Origin of the sequence: Plantactinospora sp. BC1 (assembly GCF_003030345.1) — a bacterium.
Taxonomy (GTDB): Bacteria; Actinomycetota; Actinomycetes; order Mycobacteriales; family Micromonosporaceae; genus Plantactinospora.
Map to the genome: position 1 here is coordinate 1,363,522 of NZ_CP028158.1, position 18,009 is coordinate 1,381,530.

An 18,009-nucleotide genomic window follows, 5' to 3' on the forward strand; every position below is an offset into this window, starting at 1 on the left:
CCCGCTGACCGGTCACGCACCGACCGCTGACCGCCGCGCTGGCCGGTCACGCACCGGCCCACACCGCCGGGCCGGTGCGGCCGCCTCCGGTCAGGCGGCGTCGAGGGCCGCCAGCGCCGCTTCCCGGCTCAGCGCCGCACCCCGGGCGAGCAGGCGCCGGTACGCCGGGGCGCCGAGCCGGGCCCGGGTGGCGACCGCGACCGGTGCGGCGTCGATCGCCGCGGCGCTGCCGAAACCGGCCTGCAACGCCACGACCGCGCCGAGCAGCACAGCAGCCCGGTCGGCGTCGCCGTCCTGGAGTACCGGTCCGACCACGCCCTCGACCGCGATCGTGAGGGTACTCAGCTCCCACACCCCCGCCGTCGCTCCCAGCACCTGACGGAACCGGGCCCGCGCCCCGACCTCGTCACCGGCCGCCGCCAAGATCTGCCCCAGGGCGACGAGCGCGGCGAGCCGTATCCCCTCCGCCCCGAACCAGCCGGTCGGGCACTCCGCCAACGCCTGCTCGCAGAGCCGGCGTGCCCGGTCCAGGTCACCGTGCCGCCGGGCGATCTCGCCGAGCCCCAGGTGGGCCGCTGCCAGCAGCTCCGGCGCCCCGGCCGGCAGAGCCAGCTCCAGCACCCGCCGGTAGTCGTCCGTCGCGCCGGCCAGGTCGTCGATGCCGAGCCGACCGTCGCCCCGGGTACGCAGCAGTTCCGCCATGTCGAGCATCGAGCCGAGTTCGTCGGCCAGCCGCAGCGCCTCGTCGACCAGTTCGGAGTGGGTGTGGTCGCGGCGCCGGTACGCCAACTCGATCAGGATCGTCAGCACCAGGATCGTGCCCCAGCGCTCCCCGATGGTCCGGAAGTCGGCCAACGCCTGGTCGAGCCTGGTGTACGCCTCCTCGTAGCGGCCTTCGAGCATCAGCACCATCCCCATGCCGAGCGCCGCCAGTGCCCGGCTCCACGGGTCGCTCCCGATGAGCCCGATCCAGCCTTCGGGGGTACTGAGCAGGTTCGCCGCCATCTCCGGCGGTGGACCGTTGGCGACCCCGGAGAGGTAGAGCAGGAACGGCTGCCGGGGTGGACGGCCCAGGCTCCACAGGATCGTGGCGGCCGGTTCTACCCCCTGCGGGCCCGAACCGTACCCGCCGAGCGAGGCGTGCAGCAGGCAGAGGGCGTACTCCTCGGCGAGTTCCTGGGGCGGGTCGCCGCCGAGCTGCTCGACGAGTTGGGCGGCCAGCGCGGCCCCCTCCCCCCGCAGGCCGCGCAGCCACCAGTAGAACGACAGCGCGGCGACCAGCTTCAGCGCGGTAGCGACGTCTCCGGCGGCCATCGCCCGGCGCAGGGCGGCGTGCAGGTCGTCGCGGTCGCCGTCCAGCCGGCGCAGCCAGTCCAACTGGTCCGCGCCGCGCAGCCGCAGGTCGGCGGTGCGGGCCAGTTCGAGGAAGTACGCCGCGTGCGCCCGCCGCAGCTCCTCCGCCTCGCCGGCCTCGGCCAGCCGTTCGGCGCCGAACGCGCGCACCGTCTCCAGCATCCGGAAGCGCCCGCCACCCGCCTCCACCAGGGACTTGTCCACCAGGCTGGAGAGCACGTCGAGCAGCTCCCCGTCACCCCGGCCCGCATCGCCTGCGCCCGCACAGCCTGGACCCGCATCGCCTCGGCCCGCATCGCCTCGGCCAGCATCGCCTGAACTCGCATCGTCTCGGCCCGCGTCGCGCGGCCCGCAGACCCGCTCGACGGCGGCCAGGTCGGCGCCGCCCGCGAAGATCGTCAGCCGGCGCGCCAACCGTTGTTCGGCCTCGTCCAGCAGGTCCCAGCTCCACTGCACCACCGCCCGCAGCGTCTGGTGCCGGGGCTGGGCGATCCGACTGCCCCGGGTCAGCAGCCGGAACCGGTCGTCGAGCCGGGCCGCCACCTCGGTGACCGGCAGTGCCCGCAGCCGGGCCGCCGCCAGCTCGATGGCGAGCGGCAGGCCGTCGAGCGTACGACAGATCCGCAGTACCGAAGGAAGGTTGTCGGGGCCGACGGCGAAGCCCGGTGACACGTCGGCGGCCCGTTCGACGAAGAGCCGGACGGCCGGGTACCCCGGGGCGGCCTCGGCGGCGGTCTCGGCCGGTGGCAGGGGCAGTCCGGAGATCGGACAGAGTGCCTCGCCGGTGAGCCCGAGCGGCTCCCGGCTGGTGGCCAGGACCCGCACCTGCGGGCAGGTGCCGAGCAGCCGGGCGACGAGCCGGGCCACGTCGGCGACCAGGTGCTCGCAGTTGTCCAGCACCAGCAGCAGGCTGCGATCGGCGAGCGCCGTGACCAGCCGGTCGGCCGCGTCCCGGGGGCCGCCCTGGGCGCGCAGCGCGGCGTCCCGCAGGTTCAGCGCGGCGAGTACCGCCGAGGCGATGTCCGCGCCCGCGGTCACCGCCGCGAGTTCGACCAGGAAGACCTCGCCGGGCTGCCGGCCGGCCGCCTCGATCGCCAGCCGGGTCTTGCCGGCGCCACCGGGGCCGTGCAGGGTGACCAGGCGTCCCTCGCCGAGCAGCTTGCCGACCCGGGCCAGCTCCTCCTCCCGACCGACGAAGCTGCTGAGCTGCCCGGGCAGCCCGACGGCCGCCCCGGCCAGCTCCCCGTCGATCGCGGCCAGCTCCCCGTCGACCCTGGCCGGCCCCCGGTCGACCGTCGCCGGCTCCCCGTCGACACTGGCCGGTGGGACGGCCGACCTGCCGTGATCGGCGGCTGGACCGGCGGCCACGCCGGCTGGACTCGCGGGCTCGGCGGCTGGACTCGCGGGCTCGACGGCTGGACCGGCGGGCCCCGGCCGGGCGGGGCCGGGGCGGCGCGTTCCGGCCGGGAGCAGTGCGGGGTCGTCGCGCAGCACGGCCACGTGCAGCGCGGCCAGTTCCGGAGACGGGTCGGTGCCGAGCTCCGCCGCGAGCAGTTGCCGGGCCTCCTCGAAGGTGGCCAGCGCCTCGGCCCGGCGGCCGGCGGCGTGCAGCGCGCGGATGAGCTGGCCGCGCAGTCGCTCCCGCAGCGGGTACGCCGCCACCAGTTCCCGCAGTTCCGCCACCGACGGTCCGGCCCCGGCGAGGTCGAGTTCCGCCGCCACCCGGTCCTCGACGGCGGCGAGCCGCAACTCGTCGAGGCGGATCGCCTGGGCCCGGGCGAAGGGTGCCTCCCGGACGTCGGCCAGCGGCTCGCCGCGCCAGAGCCGGGACGCGGCGCGCAGCAGCTCGACGGCCGCCGGGCGGTCACCCCGGGCCAACGCGCGTTGGCCCTCCGCCGCCAGCCGGGTGAACCGGTGCAGGTCGACGTCCTCCGGCTCGACCGCGATCCGGTAGCCCGCCGGATGGAACTCCACCGGTGGCTCCGGCCCGTCGACGCCGGAGAGCACCTGGCGCAGCCGCGAGACCTGGGACTGCAACGCGTTCCCGGCCCGGCTGGGCGGGGCGTCGCCGTACAGGCCCTGGATCAGCCGGTCCGCCGAGACCACCCGGCCGGCGTCGAGGAGCAGCAGTACCAGCAGGGCACGCAGGCGCGGACCACCGACGGCGAGGCGCCGGCCGTCGCCCGCGTACACCTCGGTCGCGCCCAGGATGCCGAACCGCATGGCGTCGATTGTCGCCCACGCCGCGCGGCGGCCGGCACGCCCTCGGCCCGGGGGCGGCAGCGCCGTGCTCGCGGCCCCTGGAGGGGCCCGGCGGTAACCTGCATGACCCGTACCCGTCCGAGGGTTTTGCGCATTTGAACCCTTTACTGCATTGCTGTAGCTACTTTTGGGGGTGTTCGTCCGCGACTCGACCACGGGAGGCCGGAAGGATGGATGCCGAGGTCAGCCTCCGGGTGGACGGGACCGCTCACCGGGTCACCGTCGACACCCGGACCACCCTGCTCGACGCCCTCCGGGAGCGGCTGGGCAACACCAGCCCGAAGAAGGGCTGCGACCACGGGCAGTGCGGCGCCTGCACGATCCTGCTGGACGGGCGGCGGGTCAACAGTTGCCTCGCCCTCGCGGTGGCACACGACGGGGCCGAGATCGTCACCGCCGCCGGCCTGGCACCCGACGGCGAACTGCACCCGATGCAGCAGTGCTTCATCCAGTACGACGCCTTCCAGTGCGGCTACTGCACGCCCGGGCAGATCGTCTCGGCGGTGGCGATGCTGCGCGAGGCGGAGGCGGGCTGGCCGAGCGCGGTGACCGCGGACCGTCTCCCGGCCGGCGACGGCGGCCCGACGGGTCTGGACGCCGACGAGATCCGGGAACGGATGAGCGGCAACCTCTGCCGCTGCGCCGCGTACGCGAACATGGTGCCGGCGATCCAGGAACTGGCCCGGCGATGAGGCCCTTCCGGTACACCCGGGCCGAGGACGTGACCGGTGCCGTCGCGCTGCTCGCCGAGGCACCCAACGGCGCGTTCCTCGGCGGCGGGACGAACCTGGTCGACCTGATGAAGCTGGAGGTGGCCACGCCGGACCTGCTGGTGGACGTACGCCGGCTGACTTCGGACCAGGTCGAGGAGTTGCCCGACGGCGGCATCCGGATCGGCGCCGCCACCCCGAACAGCGAGCTGGCGGCACATCCCCTGGTCCGGAGCCGCTATCCGGTGCTCTCCCAGGCGCTGCTCTCCGGTGCCTCGGGCCAGCTGCGCAACCTGGCGACGGCCGGCGGGAACCTGCTGCAACGCACCCGGTGCGTGTACTTCCAGGACGTCACCACCCCGTGCAACAAGCGGGAGCCCGGCACCGGCTGCTCGGCGATCGGCGGCTACAACCGGGAACTGGCCATCCTCGGCACCTCGCCGGAGTGCATCGCGACCCACCCGTCGGACTTCGCCGTCGCCCTGGTCGCGCTGGACGCCGTCGTGCACACCCAGGGTCCGGAGGGCGGGCGGCGCATCCCGATGACCGAACTGCACCGGCTGCCGGGCGACGAACCGCACCGGGACACCGTACTGGCGCACGGCGAGCTGATCACCGCGATCGAGGTGCCGCCGCTCGCCTTCGCCACCCGGTCCCGCTATCGCAAGGTACGCGACCGGGCGGCGTACGCCTTCGCGCTGGTCTCGGTGGCGGCGGCGGTCGACGTCGTGGACGGGGTGGTGCGGGATGTCCGGATCGCGCTCGGCGGGGTGGCGCACAAGCCGTGGCGGGCCGGTCGGGCCGAGGAGCTGCTGCGCGGCGGCCCGGCCCGGGAGGACCGGTTCCGGGCGGCCGCCGAGGCGGAACTCGCCGACGCGCAGCCGCTGCCCGGCAACGCCTTCAAGGTGCCGCTGGCCCGCAACACGCTGACCCGTACCCTGCTCGACCTGGTCGACGGGCCCGGCTGAGCCCGACTCCACCGTGTCGCCACCTCGGCGGCCGGTACGGCGGCGCGGGTAAGTTGATCAGGAACGTCGCACCGCGCCGGCCCGCGCCGCCGGGCCGGACCCCGATCGCAGGAGATCAACCACATGAACGCAGAGTCGACCGTGCCGACCCGACCGCTGGCGAACGGTGCCCGGATACCGCAGCTCGGTTTCGGCACCTGGCCGCTGCGCGACGCCGAGGCGGAGCGGGCCGTCGCCGAGGCGATCGCGGCCGGTTACCGGCTGATCGACACCGCCTACAAGTACGGCAACGAGGTGGGCGTCGGCCGTGGCCTGCGCGCCTCGGGGGTGCCCCGGGAGGAACTCTTCGTCACCAGCAAGCTCAACGGTGAGTGGCACGGTCGGGAGAGGGTGCGGGAGGCGTTCCAGGACAGTGTCGGCAAGCTCGGCGTCGACTACCTCGACCTCTATCTGATCCACTGGCCGATGCCCTGGCAGGACCGGTACGTCGACGCCTTCCTGGGCCTGACCGACCTGCTCCGGGACGGCCGGGTACGGGCCATCGGGCTCTCCAACTTCAAGCCGGCGCACATCGACCGGATCCGCGCCGCGACGGACGTGACGCCGGACGTCAACCAGATCCAGTTGGATCCGACGCTGACCCGGGACGCCGCGCGGGCGTACCACCGGGAGCACGGCATCGCCACCCAGTCCTGGGGTCCGATCGGGCACGGCGGCGAACTCCTCACCCACCCGGTGGTGACCGGGATCGCCGACCGCTACGGCCGGACCCCCGCGCAGGTCGTGCTGCGGTGGCACCTCGACCTGGATCTGATCCCGATCCCGAAGACCGCCTCGCCGGACCGGATGAAGAGCAACATCGACGTCTTCGACTTCACCCTCGCCCCGGAGGACGTCGCCGCGCTCTCCGCGCTGGACCGGGGCGAGCAGGCCGCCACCGACTCCGACACCACCGGACACTGACCCGTTCGCCGCTCCGGCCGGGCGTCGTCGCGTTGCGGTCAGGGCAGTTCCATCGTCTCCGCGACGGCGATCTCGGCCAGGGCGGCGGCCAGGTAGTCGCCGACCGCTCCGCCGGTGACGGCGAGCAGGTCGGCGACGAGCAGCGGGGCGTGCCGGGCCACCGCCGCCGGATCGGCCGGCGGTGCCTCGTCCGTCATCTGGTGTACGCCGAGCGCACCGGTCAGCAGCAGCGCCAACACCCCGACGTCCAGCCCCGGCAGCCAGCCGGCGTTGCTCCGGGCACACCGCACGAGTACGGCCTGCACGTCCTCGCCGGCCAGCCCGTCCGGATGCGCCTGCTCCAGCAGCAGCCGGAGCACGGCGCCGAGGACCAGCCCGACCTGTTCGGCGGGGAGCAGGGCCAGGTCGCCGGCCGCCTCGTCGAGGGCGTCCGGGTCCCGCGCCCGGACCGCCTCGACGGCGCGGATGGTCGCCTGCGTGATGGCCCGGGGCACCGGTGGGGTCATCGGCTCATTCAACCGGACGTACCCGGACCGGCCCGGCCCCGGGCACCCCTGGCCCGGGTCGGCGGGGCCGGGCGGGCTCAGTCGCCGGTCAGCAGTTCGTCGAAGGTCGTGGTGAGCCGGAACGGGTCGACGGCCTCGGCCGGTTCGCGGCCGGCGACCTGCTCGGCGAGTTCCCGGGCGGCCCGGTCGATCCGGCGGCGCAGCGTGCCCTGCGCGTTGCCGCCGGCCCAATCCTCCGGCGCGGCGAAGACCGAGGTCGGCACCACCACCGCGCGCAGGTAACTGAACATCGGCCGGAGGGCGTGTTCGAGCGCGAGCGAGTGCCGGGCGGTGCCGCCGGTCGCGCCGATCAGCACCGGCCGGTCGACCAGGGCGTCGTCCTCCAGCACGTCGAAGAACGCCTTGAACAGGCCGCTGTACGAGGCGTTGAAGATCGGCGTGACCACGATCAGCCCGTCCGCACCGGAGACGGTGTCCAGAGCCCGCTTGAGCGCCGTGGACGGAAAGCCGGCGAGCAGGTGGTTGACCACGTCGTGTCCGTGGTCGCGCAGCTCGACGACCTCGGTCCGGACCGGCACACCCCGGCGGTCGAGTTCGGCGCCGGTGGCCGCGCCGAGCTGGTCGGCGAGGAGCCGGGTGGAGGACGGCACCCGCAGCCCAGCCGAGACGACCGCGATGGTCCGGGCCGTCATCGGGTGGCTCCCGCCTCGGCCGCCTCGCCCGCCGCCGCCCGCTCGGCCTTCATCGAGGCGTGCGTGGGCGCCTCGGGTACGTGCGCGGGGCGGAGCGCGGCGAACTCCCGCCGCAGCACCGGTACGACCTCCTCGCCGAGGATGTCCAACTGCTCCAGTACGGTCTTCAGCGGCAGTCCGGCGTGGTCGACCAGGAAGAGCTGCCGCTGGTAGTCGCCGACGTAGTCGCGGAAGGTCAGGGTGCGGTCGATCACCTGCTGCGGGCTGCCGACGGTCAGCGGGGTCTCCCGGGTGAAGTCCTCCAGCGACGGGCCGTGCCCGTAGACCGGGGCGTTGTCGAAGTACGGCCGGAACTCGCGTACCGCGTCCTGCGAGTTGGGCCGCATGAACACCTGGCCGCCGAGGCCGACGATGGCCCGGTCGGCGTCGCCGTGGCCGTAGTACTCGAACCGCTGCCGGTAGAGGCCCACCATCCGCTGGGTGTGCTCCTTGGGCCAGAAGATGTGGTTGGCGAAGAACCCGTCGCCGTAGTACGCGGCCTGCTCGGCGATCTCCGGGCTGCGGATCGAGCCGTGCCAGACGAACGGCGGGATGCCGTCCAACGGCCGCGGGGTCGAGGTGAACGACTGCAACGGGGTGCGGAACTTGCCCGCCCAGTCGACGACGTCCTCCCGCCACAGCCGGCGCAGCAGGTCGTAGTTGTTGATCGCCAGCGGGATGCCGTTGCGGATGTCCTGCCCGAACCACGGGTACACCGGTCCGGTGTTGCCCCGGCCCATCATCAGGTCGACCCGGCCGTCGGCCAGGTGCTGGAGCATCGCGTAGTCCTCGGCGATCTTCACCGGGTCGTTGGTGGTGATCAGGGTGGTCGCGGTGGAGAGCAGCAGCCGGCTGGTCCGGGCCGCGATGAAGCCGAGCATGGTGGTGGGGGACGACGGCACGAACGGCGGGTTGTGGTGCTCACCGGTGGCGAAGACGTCGAGGCCGACCTCCTCCGCCTTCAACGCGATGGTGACCATGGCCTTGATCCGCTCCGCCTCGGACGGCTCCCGTCCGTTCGTCGGGTCGGTGGTCACGTCGCCCACGCTGAAGATCCCGAACTGCATCGCCAGCTCCTCACTCGGTCCCGGGAGCCAACGCCCGGGCTGCCCCGCACAACATACTTGCCGTGTCAACTATTCCGCCGGGCCGGGCGGAGGCGGGGCAGCACCAGATCCGGTACCCGGCGGATCGGGGCGTACACGCAGGGTGATCTCAGCCATCCGGGCAGCTCGAAGATGCGCCGGACCGGGCGGATACGCTATTCATGTCGGGTGGAGGCTGGCAGCGCACGACGAGACGACACGGCACCGACCGGCGGGCCGGGGAACGCCCCGGCGGGCCCGTGGGTCCGCCCCGAGCCGACCCGGCAGCAGCGCCGACGCGACCTCTACCTGGGCCTGTCGATGGCGGCGCTCGGCGTGCTCAGCGTGGTGCTGTCGAACAGCATGGGCAGCTTCCCACTCGGCACCCCGCCCTCCTGGCCGGAGCAGCTCGCCTGGGCCGTCGCCGGCGGCCTGCCGCTGATCTGGCGACGCAGTCATCCCGAGATCAGCACCGGCGTGCTCGCCGCGATCTTCATCGCCGCCCAGGTCCGACACGTTCCGGAGGTATGGGTCGCGTCCACGACGCTCTTCATCGCCCTCTACACCCTCGGCGCCTGGGGGCGGGACCGCCGACTCTCGGCCCGGATCAGGATCGGCGTCATCGTCGCGATGTTCGCCTGGCTGGTGATCGCGGCGGGCTTGAGCATCGCATCGGTGGAGGCGAAATTCCCGGGCGCGGCCGGCCCGATCTCCCCGCTCGTCGCCGTCGCGCTCACCAGCGTGCTGTTCAACCTCGCCTTCTTCCTGCTGGCCTACGTGCTCGGCAACCGCACCTGGACCTCCGCGCTGCGCCAGCACGAGCTGGAGGTGCAGGCCGAGGAGCTGCGCCGGTCCCGGGCCGAGAACGCCGAGCGGGCGGTCAACCAGGAACGGGTACGCATCGCCCGCGAGCTGCACGACGTCGTCGCCCACCACGTCTCGGTGATGGGGGTGCAGGCCAGCGCGAGCCGGCGGGTCATGGACAAGGACCCGGCGAAGGCCAAGACCGCGCTCGCCGCCGTGGAGCAGAGCGCGCGTACCGCCGTCGACGAGTTGCGCCGGATGCTCGGGGTACTGCGCAACGCGGGCGCCGCCGACGAATCGCTCGGCTACGGGCTGGAGCAGGTCGACAGCCTGCTCCAGAGGGCCCGGGACGCCGGGCTCGCCGTCGAGTACAAGATCTACGGCACGCCGGTGCCGGTGCCGGAGTCGGTCTCCCTGGCCGGGTACCGGGTGGTCCAGGAGGCGATGACGAACACCATCAAGCACGCCCGGGCCAGCGCGGTCGACGTACGGGTCCGGTACCTGCGCCGGGAGGTCGAGGTGGAGGTGACCGACGACGGCCGCAGCGGGCTGGCCGCCGCGCCGCCCCGGTCCGGCGGCAGCGCCGGGCTGGGCCTGATCGGCATGCGGGAACGGGTCGCAGCGCACGACGGCAGCCTGGAGGCGGGCACCCGGCCCGACGGCGGTTTCCGGGTACGGGCCCGCTTCCCGATCGCCCAGGCCGGCGCCGCCGACGCCTCCCCCGCCAGGGCGACGGCATGACCGAGCCGAACCAGGAGACCCCGATCCGGGTCCTCCTCGCCGACGACCAGCATCTGGTCCGGGCCGGCCTGCGGATCATCCTGGAGACGGAGGAGGACTTCGAGGTGGTCGGCGAGGCGGCGGACGGCCGCCGGGCGGTCGAACTCGCCCTCGCCCAGCGCCCCGACGTCGTACTGCTGGACGTGGAGATGCCGCACCTGGACGGGTTGGCGGCGACCCGGCAGATCGTGGCGGCCACCGGGGCGGAGGGGCCGGCGGTGCTGATCCTGACCACCTTCGACCGGGACGACTACCTCTTCGCCGCGCTCCAGGCCGGGGCCAGCGGATTCCTGCTGAAGAACGGCTCACCCGAGGACCTGGTCGAGGCGGTCCGGATCCTCGCCCGGGGCGACGCGCTGCTCGCCCCGCAGATCACCCGACGGGTGATCGCCACCTTCGCCAGCCCGGCCGGGGCGGCGGCCCGGACGCCCGGCCAGCCCGGCGTGGGCGACCCCGCCGACCTCGACCGGCGCCGGCTGGCCGAGCTGACCGAACGGGAGCGGGAGGTACTGGTGCAGCTCGCCGGGGGCGCCTCCAACGCCGAGATCGCCGAGCGGCTGCTGCTCGGCGAGGCGACCGTGAAGACGCACGTCTCCCGGGTACTGATGAAACTCGGGCTGCGCGACCGTACCCAGGCGGTGGTCTTCGCGTACGAGCACGGGGTGGTGACCCCGGGCGGTGCCGGCGGCTGACCGGCCCGGCCGCCGGGCGCGTCGCCCGGTCATACCCGCGGCGCCCGGCGGCGGAAGTGGATCATCCCTGCGGTTCCGTCGCACGGCGGACGTCAGCCGGGTCCGGCCGGATTAACCTCGTCTCCGCTGGCGCAGGGTGCGCCGGCGGAAGACCTGGCGAAGGAGGCCGGATGCTGCGCGTGGCGTCCGTCGATCGGTCGTTCGGCGGCCGGAGAGTGCTCGACGACATCTCGTTCGAGGTGGCCCCGGGGCGGATGACCGGCTTCGTCGGCGCCAACGGCGCCGGCAAGACCACCTCGATGCGGATCATCCTCGGCCTGCTCTCCGCCGACTCGGGGACGGTGACCTGGAACGGTGAGCCGGTCAGCCGGGCCGTACGGCAGCGCTTCGGCTACATGCCCGAGGAGCGCGGCCTGTACCCGAAGATGAAGGTCCGGGAGCAGCTCGTCTACCTCGGCCGGCTCTACGGGCTGACCGCGCCGGCCGCCCGGCGCAGCGTCGACGAGCTGCTCGACCGGATCGGTCTGGCCGAGCGGGCCGACGACCCGCTGGAGAAGCTCTCCCTCGGCAACCAGCAGCGGGCCCAGATCGCGGCGGCGCTGGTGCACGACCCGGAGGTGCTGATCCTGGACGAGCCCTTCTCCGGGCTCGACCCGATCGCCGTCGAGGTGATCGCCGGGGTGCTGCGGGAGCGGGCCGCCCGAGGGGTGCCGGTGCTCTTCTCCAGCCACCAGCTCGACGTGGTGGAGCGGCTCTGCGACGACCTGGTGATCATCGCCGCCGGGGCGGTACGCGCCGCCGGCAGCCGCGCCGAACTCCGCTCCCGGTACGCGTCCCCGCGCTACCAACTCGTCTCCGACACCGACGCCGGGTGGATCCGGGACCTGCCCGGAGTCTCCATCGTGGACCTCGACGGCGCACGGGTCGTGATCGAACTCGCCGACCCCGCCGACGACCAGACGGTGCTGCGGGCGGCCCTCGCCCGGGGCCCGGTACGCGCCTTCGGCCCCATCGTCCCCTCGCTCGCCGAGATCTTCCGGGAGGTAACCCAGTGACCGCGATCGCACCGTCCCCGACCCGGTCGCAGTCCGACCCGGCCGCCGCCCGCACCACGCTGTGGGGCGCGACGAAGCTGGTCGCCAGGCGGGAGATCGCGGTCAAGATCCGCGATCGGACGTTCCTGATCAGCACCCTCCTCTTCCTGCTGATCGCGGCGGCCAGCACGGTGCTGCCGGCGCTCTTCGCCAACAGCAGCTCGACGGTGGCGGTGGTCGGCTCCACCGAGGCCGGCACGATGCTGGACCGGGCCGGCATGGAGGTGGTCTCCGCCACCGACGTCGCGGCGGCCGAGCAGATGGTCCGGGACGGCGACGTCGACGCCGCCGTCGTGCCGGGCGACGGGGCCGGCGGCCTCCGGGTGCTGGCGATGGACCGTACCCCGGACTCGGTGGTCCGGGCGCTGAGCAGCGCTCCCCCGGTGCAGTTGCTCGACCCGGACGCGGTCGACCCGGTGCTGGCCTTCCTGGTGCCGATGTCCTTCTCGATGGTCTTCTTCTTCGTCTCCATCAGCTTCGGGGTGCAGATCGCGCAGAGCGTCACCGAGGAGAAGCAGACCCGGATCGTGGAGATCCTGGTCGCGGCGGTACCGGTCCGGGCCCTGCTCGCCGGCAAGGTACTCGGCAACGGCGCGCTCGCGTTCGGCCAGGTGGCGCTGATCGCGCTGGTCGCGGTGGTCTCCATGCAGGCCGTCGGCGGCGACGCCGGGCTGTTGGGTCAGCTCGGCCCGGCGATCGCCTGGTTCATTCCGTTCTTCGTGGTCGGCTTCGTGCTGCTGGCCTCGCTCTGGGCGGTCACCGGCGCGCTGGTCAGCCGGCAGGAGGACATCAGCGGGGCGTCCGGCCCGGCACAGTTGGTGATCATGGTGCCGTTCTTCCTGGTGATCTTCCTCAACAGCAACCCGACGGCGATGGCGGTGCTCTCCTACGTGCCGCTCTCCGCCCCGACGGCGATGCCGCTGCGGCTCTTCTTCGGCGACGCCGCCCCTTGGGAGCCGATCCTGGCGCTGCTGCTCCTGCTCGGCGCCGCCGCGCTCTGCATCGCGCTCGCCGCCCGGCTCTACGAGGGCTCGCTGCTGCGTACCAACGGCAAGACCTCGCTGCGGGCCGCGTGGCAGGAGCGGGAGACCCGGGTCTCCTGAGGAGCCCGGCCGGGGATCAGGATCGTGTCGCGGCGAGGCCGGAACAGCGCCTCGCCGCGCCGATCCGCTCCTCGATCCGCTCCCGGGCGGCGCCGGAGACGATCACCGGCTGACCGGTCCGGGAGACCGTGGCGGGCAGGAACTCGTTGCGCACCACCGTACGGCCCCGGACGGTCAGCCGGAGCACCCCGGAGTCGGTGCTCCTCGAGTCGCCGTACCAGAGGAAGTTGCCGAGCCCGTAGTGCACGTACGTCCGGCCGAGCCAGCCGTCGGCGAGCAGCGTGTGCGCGTGCGTACCGAGCACGATGTCGGCCCCGGCCCGGGCCATCCGGCCGGCGAAGCTCTTCATCTCGCCGCTCGGGCACCGGTTCCCCTCGATCCCCCAGTGCATGAAGACGACCACCAGGTCGGCCCGTTCCCGCGCGGCCCGTACCGCGGCGGTGGCCCGCGCGGTGTCGAACGCCATCGCCACCCCGGGCCGGTTCGCGGTCGGCTTCCACTGCCCGGCCAGCTCGTGCACCTGCGACATGCCGAGTACGGCGATCCGCACCCCGCGTACCGTGGTCAGCCAGGGCGCGTACGCCGCGTCGGCGTCCCGCCCCGCACCGAAGACCGGGAAGTCCGCCTCCGCCGCCGCGTCGAGGGTGTCCGCCAGCCCCACCTGCCCGTAGTCCAGCACGTGGTTGTTGGCGATCGAGGCGGCGTCCACCCCGGCGGCCCGCAGCGCCGGATAGGCGCTCTCCGGCGCCCGGAAGTGGAACCGCTTCGGCTGCGGGGTGCCCCGACCGGTCACCGCCGTCTCCAGATTCAGCACGGTCAGGTCGGCGTCCCGCAGCGTCGACGCGATCCGGCCGAACGCGGTCTCCGGCTCGTCGAGCAGCCGCAGCGTGCGCCCGGTGAAGTGGACGTCACCGGCGAACGCCAGCCGCAGTTCGACCGGCGCCGCCGGAGTCGCCGCCGGGCTGGTCGGCGCCGGAGCCGGCGGGCTCACCGACGCCCCGGGTGGGCTCGGCTCGGCCTCCGGCTCCGCCGAGCATCCGAAGAGCATCGCCGCGGCCGTGACCCCGGCCAGCACCGCCCGGCACGCCCGCACCGCCCCGCCGCTCATCCGGCGAGGGTACGCGGCGGCACGCCGGGAAACCGTCCGCCGGAGGCGTCGCCCCCGGAAAACGTTGCGCGCGGCTGCTTCTGGTTACCGGCGGACGAGCCGGCCGAGCAGGTCGAGTTGGCGGGAGTCCTGCAACGCGGAACCGACCGCCACCACCCGGGCACCGGCCGCGAGGAAGTCGGCGGCGTTGTCGGCGTCCACCCCGCCGGTGGCGACGAACTTGACCGTCGGGAACGGGCCGTGCTGGGCCCGGAGCCAGCCGGTGCCGAGTTCGCTGGCCGGAAACGCCTTGAGCCAGGTGTGCCCGGCACGGAGCGCCTGGCCGATCTCCGACGAGGTGGCGACCCCGGGCAGGTGGGCGAGGCCGAGCCGGAAGCACTCGGCGGCCACCTCCGGGTCGTACCCGGGTGCCACGGTGAAGACCGCGCCGGCCTCGTACACCGTCCGGACCTGTTCCGGGGTGATCACCGTGCCGGCGCCGACCGACCGGTCCCGGTCCCGGCCGGCCGCGATGGCGGCGTGCAGCGAGGGCAGCGCGTCCGGGCTCTGCACCGGTACCTCGACCACGTCGATGCCGGCGTCCCAGGCCCGCTGGCAGAGTTCCACCGTCCGGTCCGGGTCGAACCCGCGCAGGATCGCCATCACCGGCTGGTCGGCGAAGAGGGTGTCGAAGAAGGTCGTGGAAGGGTTCGGCACGGTGGCTCCGTTCATGATCGGTGTTCTCCGGTCCAGCCGAGGTCCCGGGAGATCGCGGCGCAGGTGGCGGTCAGCTCCGGCAGGTGCTCACGGAGCCGCTCCAGCGGGGTCAGGGCGCGCAGCGCGGTGAGCGACACCGCGCCGACGACCCGCCCCCGGGCGTCCCGGACCGGTACGGCGACGCAGTTGACGAAGTCCTCGAACTCGCCGTCGTCCTCGGCCCAGCCGCGCTCGGCGATCCGGGTCAGCTCCGCCCGGAACCGCGCCGGGTCGGTGATCGAGGTGTCGGTGTGCCGGGGGTACGTCAGCCGGGCCAGGAGGCGTTCCCGGGCCGGCTCGTCGAGGTGGGCCAGGATCGCCTTGCCGACCCCGGAGGTGTGCGGGTCGACCGGCTGACCGATTCGGGACCGCATCCGCAGCGCCCCGCGACCGTCCACCTTGGCCACGTAGACGATCTCGTCGTCGACGAGTTGGGCGAGGTGCACGGTGTGGCCGTACCGGTCGCCGAGCCGGACCAAATGCGGGTGGGCGACCGGGTGCAGGTCGAGCTGCTCCACCGCGTGCTGCGCGATGGCCACCATCCGGAAGCCGATCGTGTAGCGGCCGTCGACCGGGCGGGCGAACCCGCCCCGTTCGAGGGTCTGCACCAGCCGCAACGCGGTCGACCGGTGCACCCCGAGGTCGTCGGCGATCTCGCCGAGCGCGCGGGGCCGCTCGGCGAAGAGTTCGATGATGCGCAGGGCCCGCTCGACAGTCTGGGACATTGCTCCGACTCCCCCCGCCTCAGGCCGCCGGGCCGGCGGGCCGGTGCCAGTCGTCCAGGGTGATGCCGAGCGCGGCGCAGATCGTCGCCACCGCCGGCAGTTCGGCGAAGTCGGAGACGGAGCCGAGCGCGGCACCGGCGACCAGGTGCCCGAGCCGCAGCCGGGCGGCGGGGTCGAGGCCGCGCAGCGCGCCGGAGAGCCAACCGGCGGCGAACGCGTCGCCGGCACCGACCGGCTCGACCACCTCGACCGGCCGGGCCGGCTCGACGGTGACCCCGTCGGCGGTGAAGGCGAGCGCCTCCACCGAGCCGTTCTTCACCACCAGGGTGCCGGGCCGGTCGACCAGGGCGCGGACGTCCTCCGGTTCCTTGACGTCCCAGAGCCGCGCCGCCTCGTCCAGCCCGACGAAGACCACGTCGGCGGCCTGGGCCAGCCGGAGCAACTCGGTGGCGGCGGTGCCCCGGTCGGGCCAGAGCTGCGGCCGGTGGTTGACGTCGAAGGAGACCAGCCGCCGTCCCGCCGGCCGGCTGCTCATCAACCGTTCGACCAGCGCCCGGCAGCTCTCCGAGAGGGCCGGGGTCACGCCGCTCAGGTGCAGTACGGTCGCCGGCACCGCGTCGACCCGGGCCGCGTACCCCGGATCCATGCCGGCGGCGGCGGAACCGCTCCGGTAGTAGTAGACCTTCGTACCGTCCGGGCCGGGGTCCTTGAGGTAGACGGCGGTCGGCCGGGTCGGGTCGACCTCGACCAGCGAGGTCTCCACCCCGGCGGCCCGGACCTGCCCGACGACCAGCTCGCCGAGCGGGTCCGCACCGACCCGGCTGGCCCAGCCCGCCCGGTGGCCCAGTGCGGCGAGGAACATCGCGACGTTGGACTCGGCACCGCCGGCCCGGAGCACGAAGGTCGACTCGGCGTCCAGTCGCCCGCCGGGGGTCGGGGTCACCATCGCCATCGTCTCGCCGACGCAGACCGCGTCGAGCGCGGGCGTCCGCGTCGGCGGCGTCGTCGAGTCGGTGTCGACCGTCGGGACCGGGGGCATCGGACTCCCATCTGGTGCACATGTTGCACCAACTGCTCACTATCTGCACCACCTGCCGATGGCTTCACCCTAGATCAGCGATTGCCCCGCCGCGACGGCCCGCACCCGGCGGAGGGCCGGCGAGTGAGCAGGAACACCCCGCCCACACGCCCGCCGGCCTCCCGCCGGTCACCTCCACCGCCGGCCGGCGCGCGGGTTCAGCCGGCCGGGTCCAGGGGACCCAGCCAGCGCAGGTGACCGTCGACCCGGAGCAGCGGTACGACCACGCCGTCCGGACCGTGCATCGCGAGTTCGCCGCGAGGGTCGGCGACCTGCCCGCCGTGCGGCGCCGACGGCGGCTCCTGCCAGACGTGATAGAGCGGACCGCCGTCCCCGATCGAGTCGATCGCCCGGTCGAAGGCCGCCCGCCGAGGCACTGGCACGTGCATCCGGGTCGCCGCGTGGAACACCACCCTCGGCTCACCGGGCGGCAGGCCACGGCCCAGTTCCGGGCAGACCCGCACCGCGTCACCGGCGACGACGGCGGGCGGGTCGGCCGCCACCGCGTCGAGGGCGGCGTCGAGCAGCGTCGCCGCGTCCCGGTTCTCCGGCCAGACCAGCGCCCGCAGCCAGCGCCGCGCCCGCTCGTCGGTGACGTCCACCGGATTCAGGTCCACCCCGGTCCGGCTGGCGATCGGCGGTACGTCGTCCAGGTCCGGCAACGGCCCTCGGCCCAGCCACCGGCTGTCCAGGGTGACGGCGGCGTCGGCGGGCCCGAACACCTGCTCGCCGAGGAGATAGCGGTAGCGGTCCACCTGGAGGTGGATGCCGGCGCTCGACCCCACCTCGACCAGGTGCACCGGCCCGGGGCAGTGTCGCCCGACCACCCAGAGCGCGTACCGCAGCGCGATCGCCCGACGTACGACGTTGGTCTGCACCAGGCGGGTACGGACGAGTTCACCGAGTTCGGCCCGGTACCGGCGGCAGAAGTCGAGCAGTACCGGCCCGGCATCCGCCGGCTCGGCGGCCGACGAGCCGACCAGCGACGGGTAGAAGTCGCGCAGCGGGTGCCGTACCCCGGCCAGCAGCAGGTAGTGTGCCGCCCCGAAGAACAGGTACGACGCCTGCTGCCCCGGCCGCCGCCCGGTCAGCAGTTCGAGGGTCGGTCGGTCCCCCGCGACCACCGGGCAGAGCGCCCGGTAGAGCGGGGAGGTGGTGAAGGTCGCCGGCCCGGCGGCGAAGTGTTCGGAGAGTTCCTCGATCTCCCGCACCGTCGCCATGTCCCTCGTTCCTGTCTCCGACGATCCGGTCCCGGTCGGGAGCTACCCGGCCGGTCCGGTAAACCACTGCGGCGACGTTCGGGCCCGGTCGT

General features: G+C 73.9%; 16 protein-coding genes. 7 read left to right on the plus strand and 9 right to left on the minus strand.

What is annotated here, in order from left to right:
* Positions 1 to 90: 90 nt before the first annotated feature.
* The gene (locus tag C6361_RS38050; protein ID WP_107267009.1) at positions 91 to 3,576 is read right to left on the minus strand and encodes a BTAD domain-containing putative transcriptional regulator; all 3,486 of its coding nucleotides are present in this window, start codon (positions 3,574 to 3,576) and stop codon (positions 91 to 93) included.
* A gap of 209 nt (positions 3,577 to 3,785) precedes the next feature.
* On the opposite strand from C6361_RS38050, the gene C6361_RS05685 reads away from it, so the two are divergent.
* The 3 genes from C6361_RS05685 (at position 3,786) to C6361_RS05695 (ending at position 6,256) form a co-directional block, all read left to right on the plus strand.
* Complete coding sequence (locus C6361_RS05685) at positions 3,786 to 4,307, plus strand: 2Fe-2S iron-sulfur cluster-binding protein (RefSeq protein WP_107256119.1); 522 nt, start codon at positions 3,786 to 3,788, stop codon at positions 4,305 to 4,307.
* Positions 4,304 to 5,293: a xanthine dehydrogenase family protein subunit M gene (locus tag C6361_RS05690; RefSeq protein ID WP_107267010.1), complete on the plus strand. Its 990-nt coding sequence runs from the start codon at positions 4,304 to 4,306 to the stop codon at positions 5,291 to 5,293. The genes C6361_RS05685 and C6361_RS05690 overlap by 4 nt, the downstream gene beginning before the upstream one ends.
* A 123-nt stretch (positions 5,294 to 5,416) precedes the next feature.
* Positions 5,417 to 6,256, plus strand: coding sequence for an aldo/keto reductase (locus C6361_RS05695; protein WP_107256121.1), 840 nt, complete (start codon positions 5,417 to 5,419; stop codon positions 6,254 to 6,256).
* Between the two features lie 38 nt (positions 6,257 to 6,294).
* Here C6361_RS05695 and C6361_RS05700 read toward each other — a convergent pair whose 3' ends face one another.
* The 3 genes from C6361_RS05700 to C6361_RS05710 form a co-directional block, all read right to left on the minus strand.
* The gene (locus C6361_RS05700) at positions 6,295 to 6,762 is read right to left on the minus strand and encodes a hypothetical protein (RefSeq protein ID WP_107267011.1); all 468 of its coding nucleotides are present in this window, start codon (positions 6,760 to 6,762) and stop codon (positions 6,295 to 6,297) included.
* A gap of 77 nt (positions 6,763 to 6,839) precedes the next feature.
* Positions 6,840 to 7,454: an FMN reductase gene (locus C6361_RS05705; protein ID WP_107267012.1), complete on the minus strand. Its 615-nt coding sequence runs from the start codon at positions 7,452 to 7,454 to the stop codon at positions 6,840 to 6,842.
* On the minus strand, positions 7,451 to 8,560 hold the full coding sequence (locus C6361_RS05710) for an LLM class flavin-dependent oxidoreductase (RefSeq protein ID WP_107267013.1): 1,110 nt from the start codon (positions 8,558 to 8,560) through the stop codon (positions 7,451 to 7,453). The genes C6361_RS05705 and C6361_RS05710 overlap by 4 nt, the downstream gene beginning before the upstream one ends.
* 339 nt (positions 8,561 to 8,899) lie before the next feature.
* On the opposite strand from C6361_RS05710, the gene C6361_RS05715 reads away from it, so the two are divergent.
* The 4 genes from C6361_RS05715 (at position 8,900) to C6361_RS05730 (ending at position 13,051) form a co-directional block, all read left to right on the plus strand.
* The gene (locus tag C6361_RS05715) at positions 8,900 to 10,123 is read left to right on the plus strand and encodes a sensor histidine kinase (RefSeq protein ID WP_234359566.1); all 1,224 of its coding nucleotides are present in this window, start codon (positions 8,900 to 8,902) and stop codon (positions 10,121 to 10,123) included.
* Positions 10,120 to 10,854 (plus strand): response regulator transcription factor, encoded by a 735-nt coding sequence (locus C6361_RS05720; protein WP_107267015.1) that lies wholly within the window; start codon positions 10,120 to 10,122, stop codon positions 10,852 to 10,854. The genes C6361_RS05715 and C6361_RS05720 overlap by 4 nt, the downstream gene beginning before the upstream one ends.
* A gap of 170 nt (positions 10,855 to 11,024) precedes the next feature.
* Complete coding sequence (locus C6361_RS05725; RefSeq protein ID WP_107256125.1) at positions 11,025 to 11,909, plus strand: ABC transporter ATP-binding protein; 885 nt, start codon at positions 11,025 to 11,027, stop codon at positions 11,907 to 11,909.
* A gap of 59 nt (positions 11,910 to 11,968) precedes the next feature.
* The gene (locus C6361_RS05730) at positions 11,969 to 13,051 is read left to right on the plus strand and encodes an ABC transporter permease (protein ID WP_369931408.1); all 1,083 of its coding nucleotides are present in this window, start codon (positions 11,969 to 11,971) and stop codon (positions 13,049 to 13,051) included.
* 16 nt (positions 13,052 to 13,067) lie between these two features.
* Here the strand turns inward: C6361_RS05730 and C6361_RS05735 are convergent, their stop codons facing one another.
* From C6361_RS05735 to C6361_RS05755, 5 genes are all read right to left on the minus strand, one after another.
* The gene (locus tag C6361_RS05735; RefSeq protein ID WP_107267016.1) at positions 13,068 to 14,159 is read right to left on the minus strand and encodes a CapA family protein; all 1,092 of its coding nucleotides are present in this window, start codon (positions 14,157 to 14,159) and stop codon (positions 13,068 to 13,070) included.
* Positions 14,160 to 14,243: 84 nt separating this feature from the next.
* On the minus strand, positions 14,244 to 14,855 hold the full coding sequence (locus tag C6361_RS05740; RefSeq protein ID WP_234359348.1) for a bifunctional 4-hydroxy-2-oxoglutarate aldolase/2-dehydro-3-deoxy-phosphogluconate aldolase: 612 nt from the start codon (positions 14,853 to 14,855) through the stop codon (positions 14,244 to 14,246).
* Positions 14,856 to 14,866: 11 nt separating this feature from the next.
* Complete coding sequence (locus C6361_RS05745; RefSeq protein WP_107267018.1) at positions 14,867 to 15,619, minus strand: IclR family transcriptional regulator; 753 nt, start codon at positions 15,617 to 15,619, stop codon at positions 14,867 to 14,869.
* A 19-nt stretch (positions 15,620 to 15,638) separates the two neighbouring features.
* Positions 15,639 to 16,658 carry a sugar kinase gene (locus tag C6361_RS05750; protein ID WP_107267019.1) on the minus strand — a complete coding sequence of 340 codons (1,020 nt, stop codon included), beginning with the start codon at positions 16,656 to 16,658 and terminating at the stop codon, positions 15,639 to 15,641.
* Between the two features lie 197 nt (positions 16,659 to 16,855).
* Positions 16,856 to 17,917: a DUF2332 domain-containing protein gene (locus C6361_RS05755; RefSeq protein WP_107256130.1), complete on the minus strand. Its 1,062-nt coding sequence runs from the start codon at positions 17,915 to 17,917 to the stop codon at positions 16,856 to 16,858.
* Between the last annotated feature and the right edge of the window lie 92 nt (positions 17,918 to 18,009).

What these genes read in the sequence shown, in the direction of transcription:
- C6361_RS05685 (WP_107256119.1), top strand. Translation starts at nt 3,786, where the DNA reads ATGGATGCCGAGGTCAGCCTCCGGGTGGACGGGACCGCTCACCGGGTC.
- C6361_RS05735 (WP_107267016.1), bottom strand. Translation starts at nt 14,159, where the DNA reads ATGAGCGGCGGGGCGGTGCGGGCGTGCCGGGCGGTGCTGGCCGGGGTC.
- C6361_RS05710 (WP_107267013.1), bottom strand. Translation starts at nt 8,560, where the DNA reads ATGCAGTTCGGGATCTTCAGCGTGGGCGACGTGACCACCGACCCGACG.
- C6361_RS05725 (WP_107256125.1), top strand. Translation starts at nt 11,025, where the DNA reads ATGCTGCGCGTGGCGTCCGTCGATCGGTCGTTCGGCGGCCGGAGAGTG.
- C6361_RS05690 (WP_107267010.1), top strand. Translation starts at nt 4,304, where the DNA reads ATGAGGCCCTTCCGGTACACCCGGGCCGAGGACGTGACCGGTGCCGTC.
- C6361_RS05695 (WP_107256121.1), top strand. Translation starts at nt 5,417, where the DNA reads ATGAACGCAGAGTCGACCGTGCCGACCCGACCGCTGGCGAACGGTGCC.
- C6361_RS05705 (WP_107267012.1), bottom strand. Translation starts at nt 7,454, where the DNA reads ATGACGGCCCGGACCATCGCGGTCGTCTCGGCTGGGCTGCGGGTGCCG.
- C6361_RS38050 (WP_107267009.1), bottom strand. Translation starts at nt 3,576, where the DNA reads ATGCGGTTCGGCATCCTGGGCGCGACCGAGGTGTACGCGGGCGACGGC.
- C6361_RS05720 (WP_107267015.1), top strand. Translation starts at nt 10,120, where the DNA reads ATGACCGAGCCGAACCAGGAGACCCCGATCCGGGTCCTCCTCGCCGAC.
- C6361_RS05745 (WP_107267018.1), bottom strand. Translation starts at nt 15,619, where the DNA reads ATGTCCCAGACTGTCGAGCGGGCCCTGCGCATCATCGAACTCTTCGCC.
- C6361_RS05700 (WP_107267011.1), bottom strand. Translation starts at nt 6,762, where the DNA reads ATGACCCCACCGGTGCCCCGGGCCATCACGCAGGCGACCATCCGCGCC.
- C6361_RS05715 (WP_234359566.1), top strand. Translation starts at nt 8,900, where the DNA reads ATGGCGGCGCTCGGCGTGCTCAGCGTGGTGCTGTCGAACAGCATGGGC.
- C6361_RS05750 (WP_107267019.1), bottom strand. Translation starts at nt 16,658, where the DNA reads ATGCCCCCGGTCCCGACGGTCGACACCGACTCGACGACGCCGCCGACG.
- C6361_RS05755 (WP_107256130.1), bottom strand. Translation starts at nt 17,917, where the DNA reads ATGGCGACGGTGCGGGAGATCGAGGAACTCTCCGAACACTTCGCCGCC.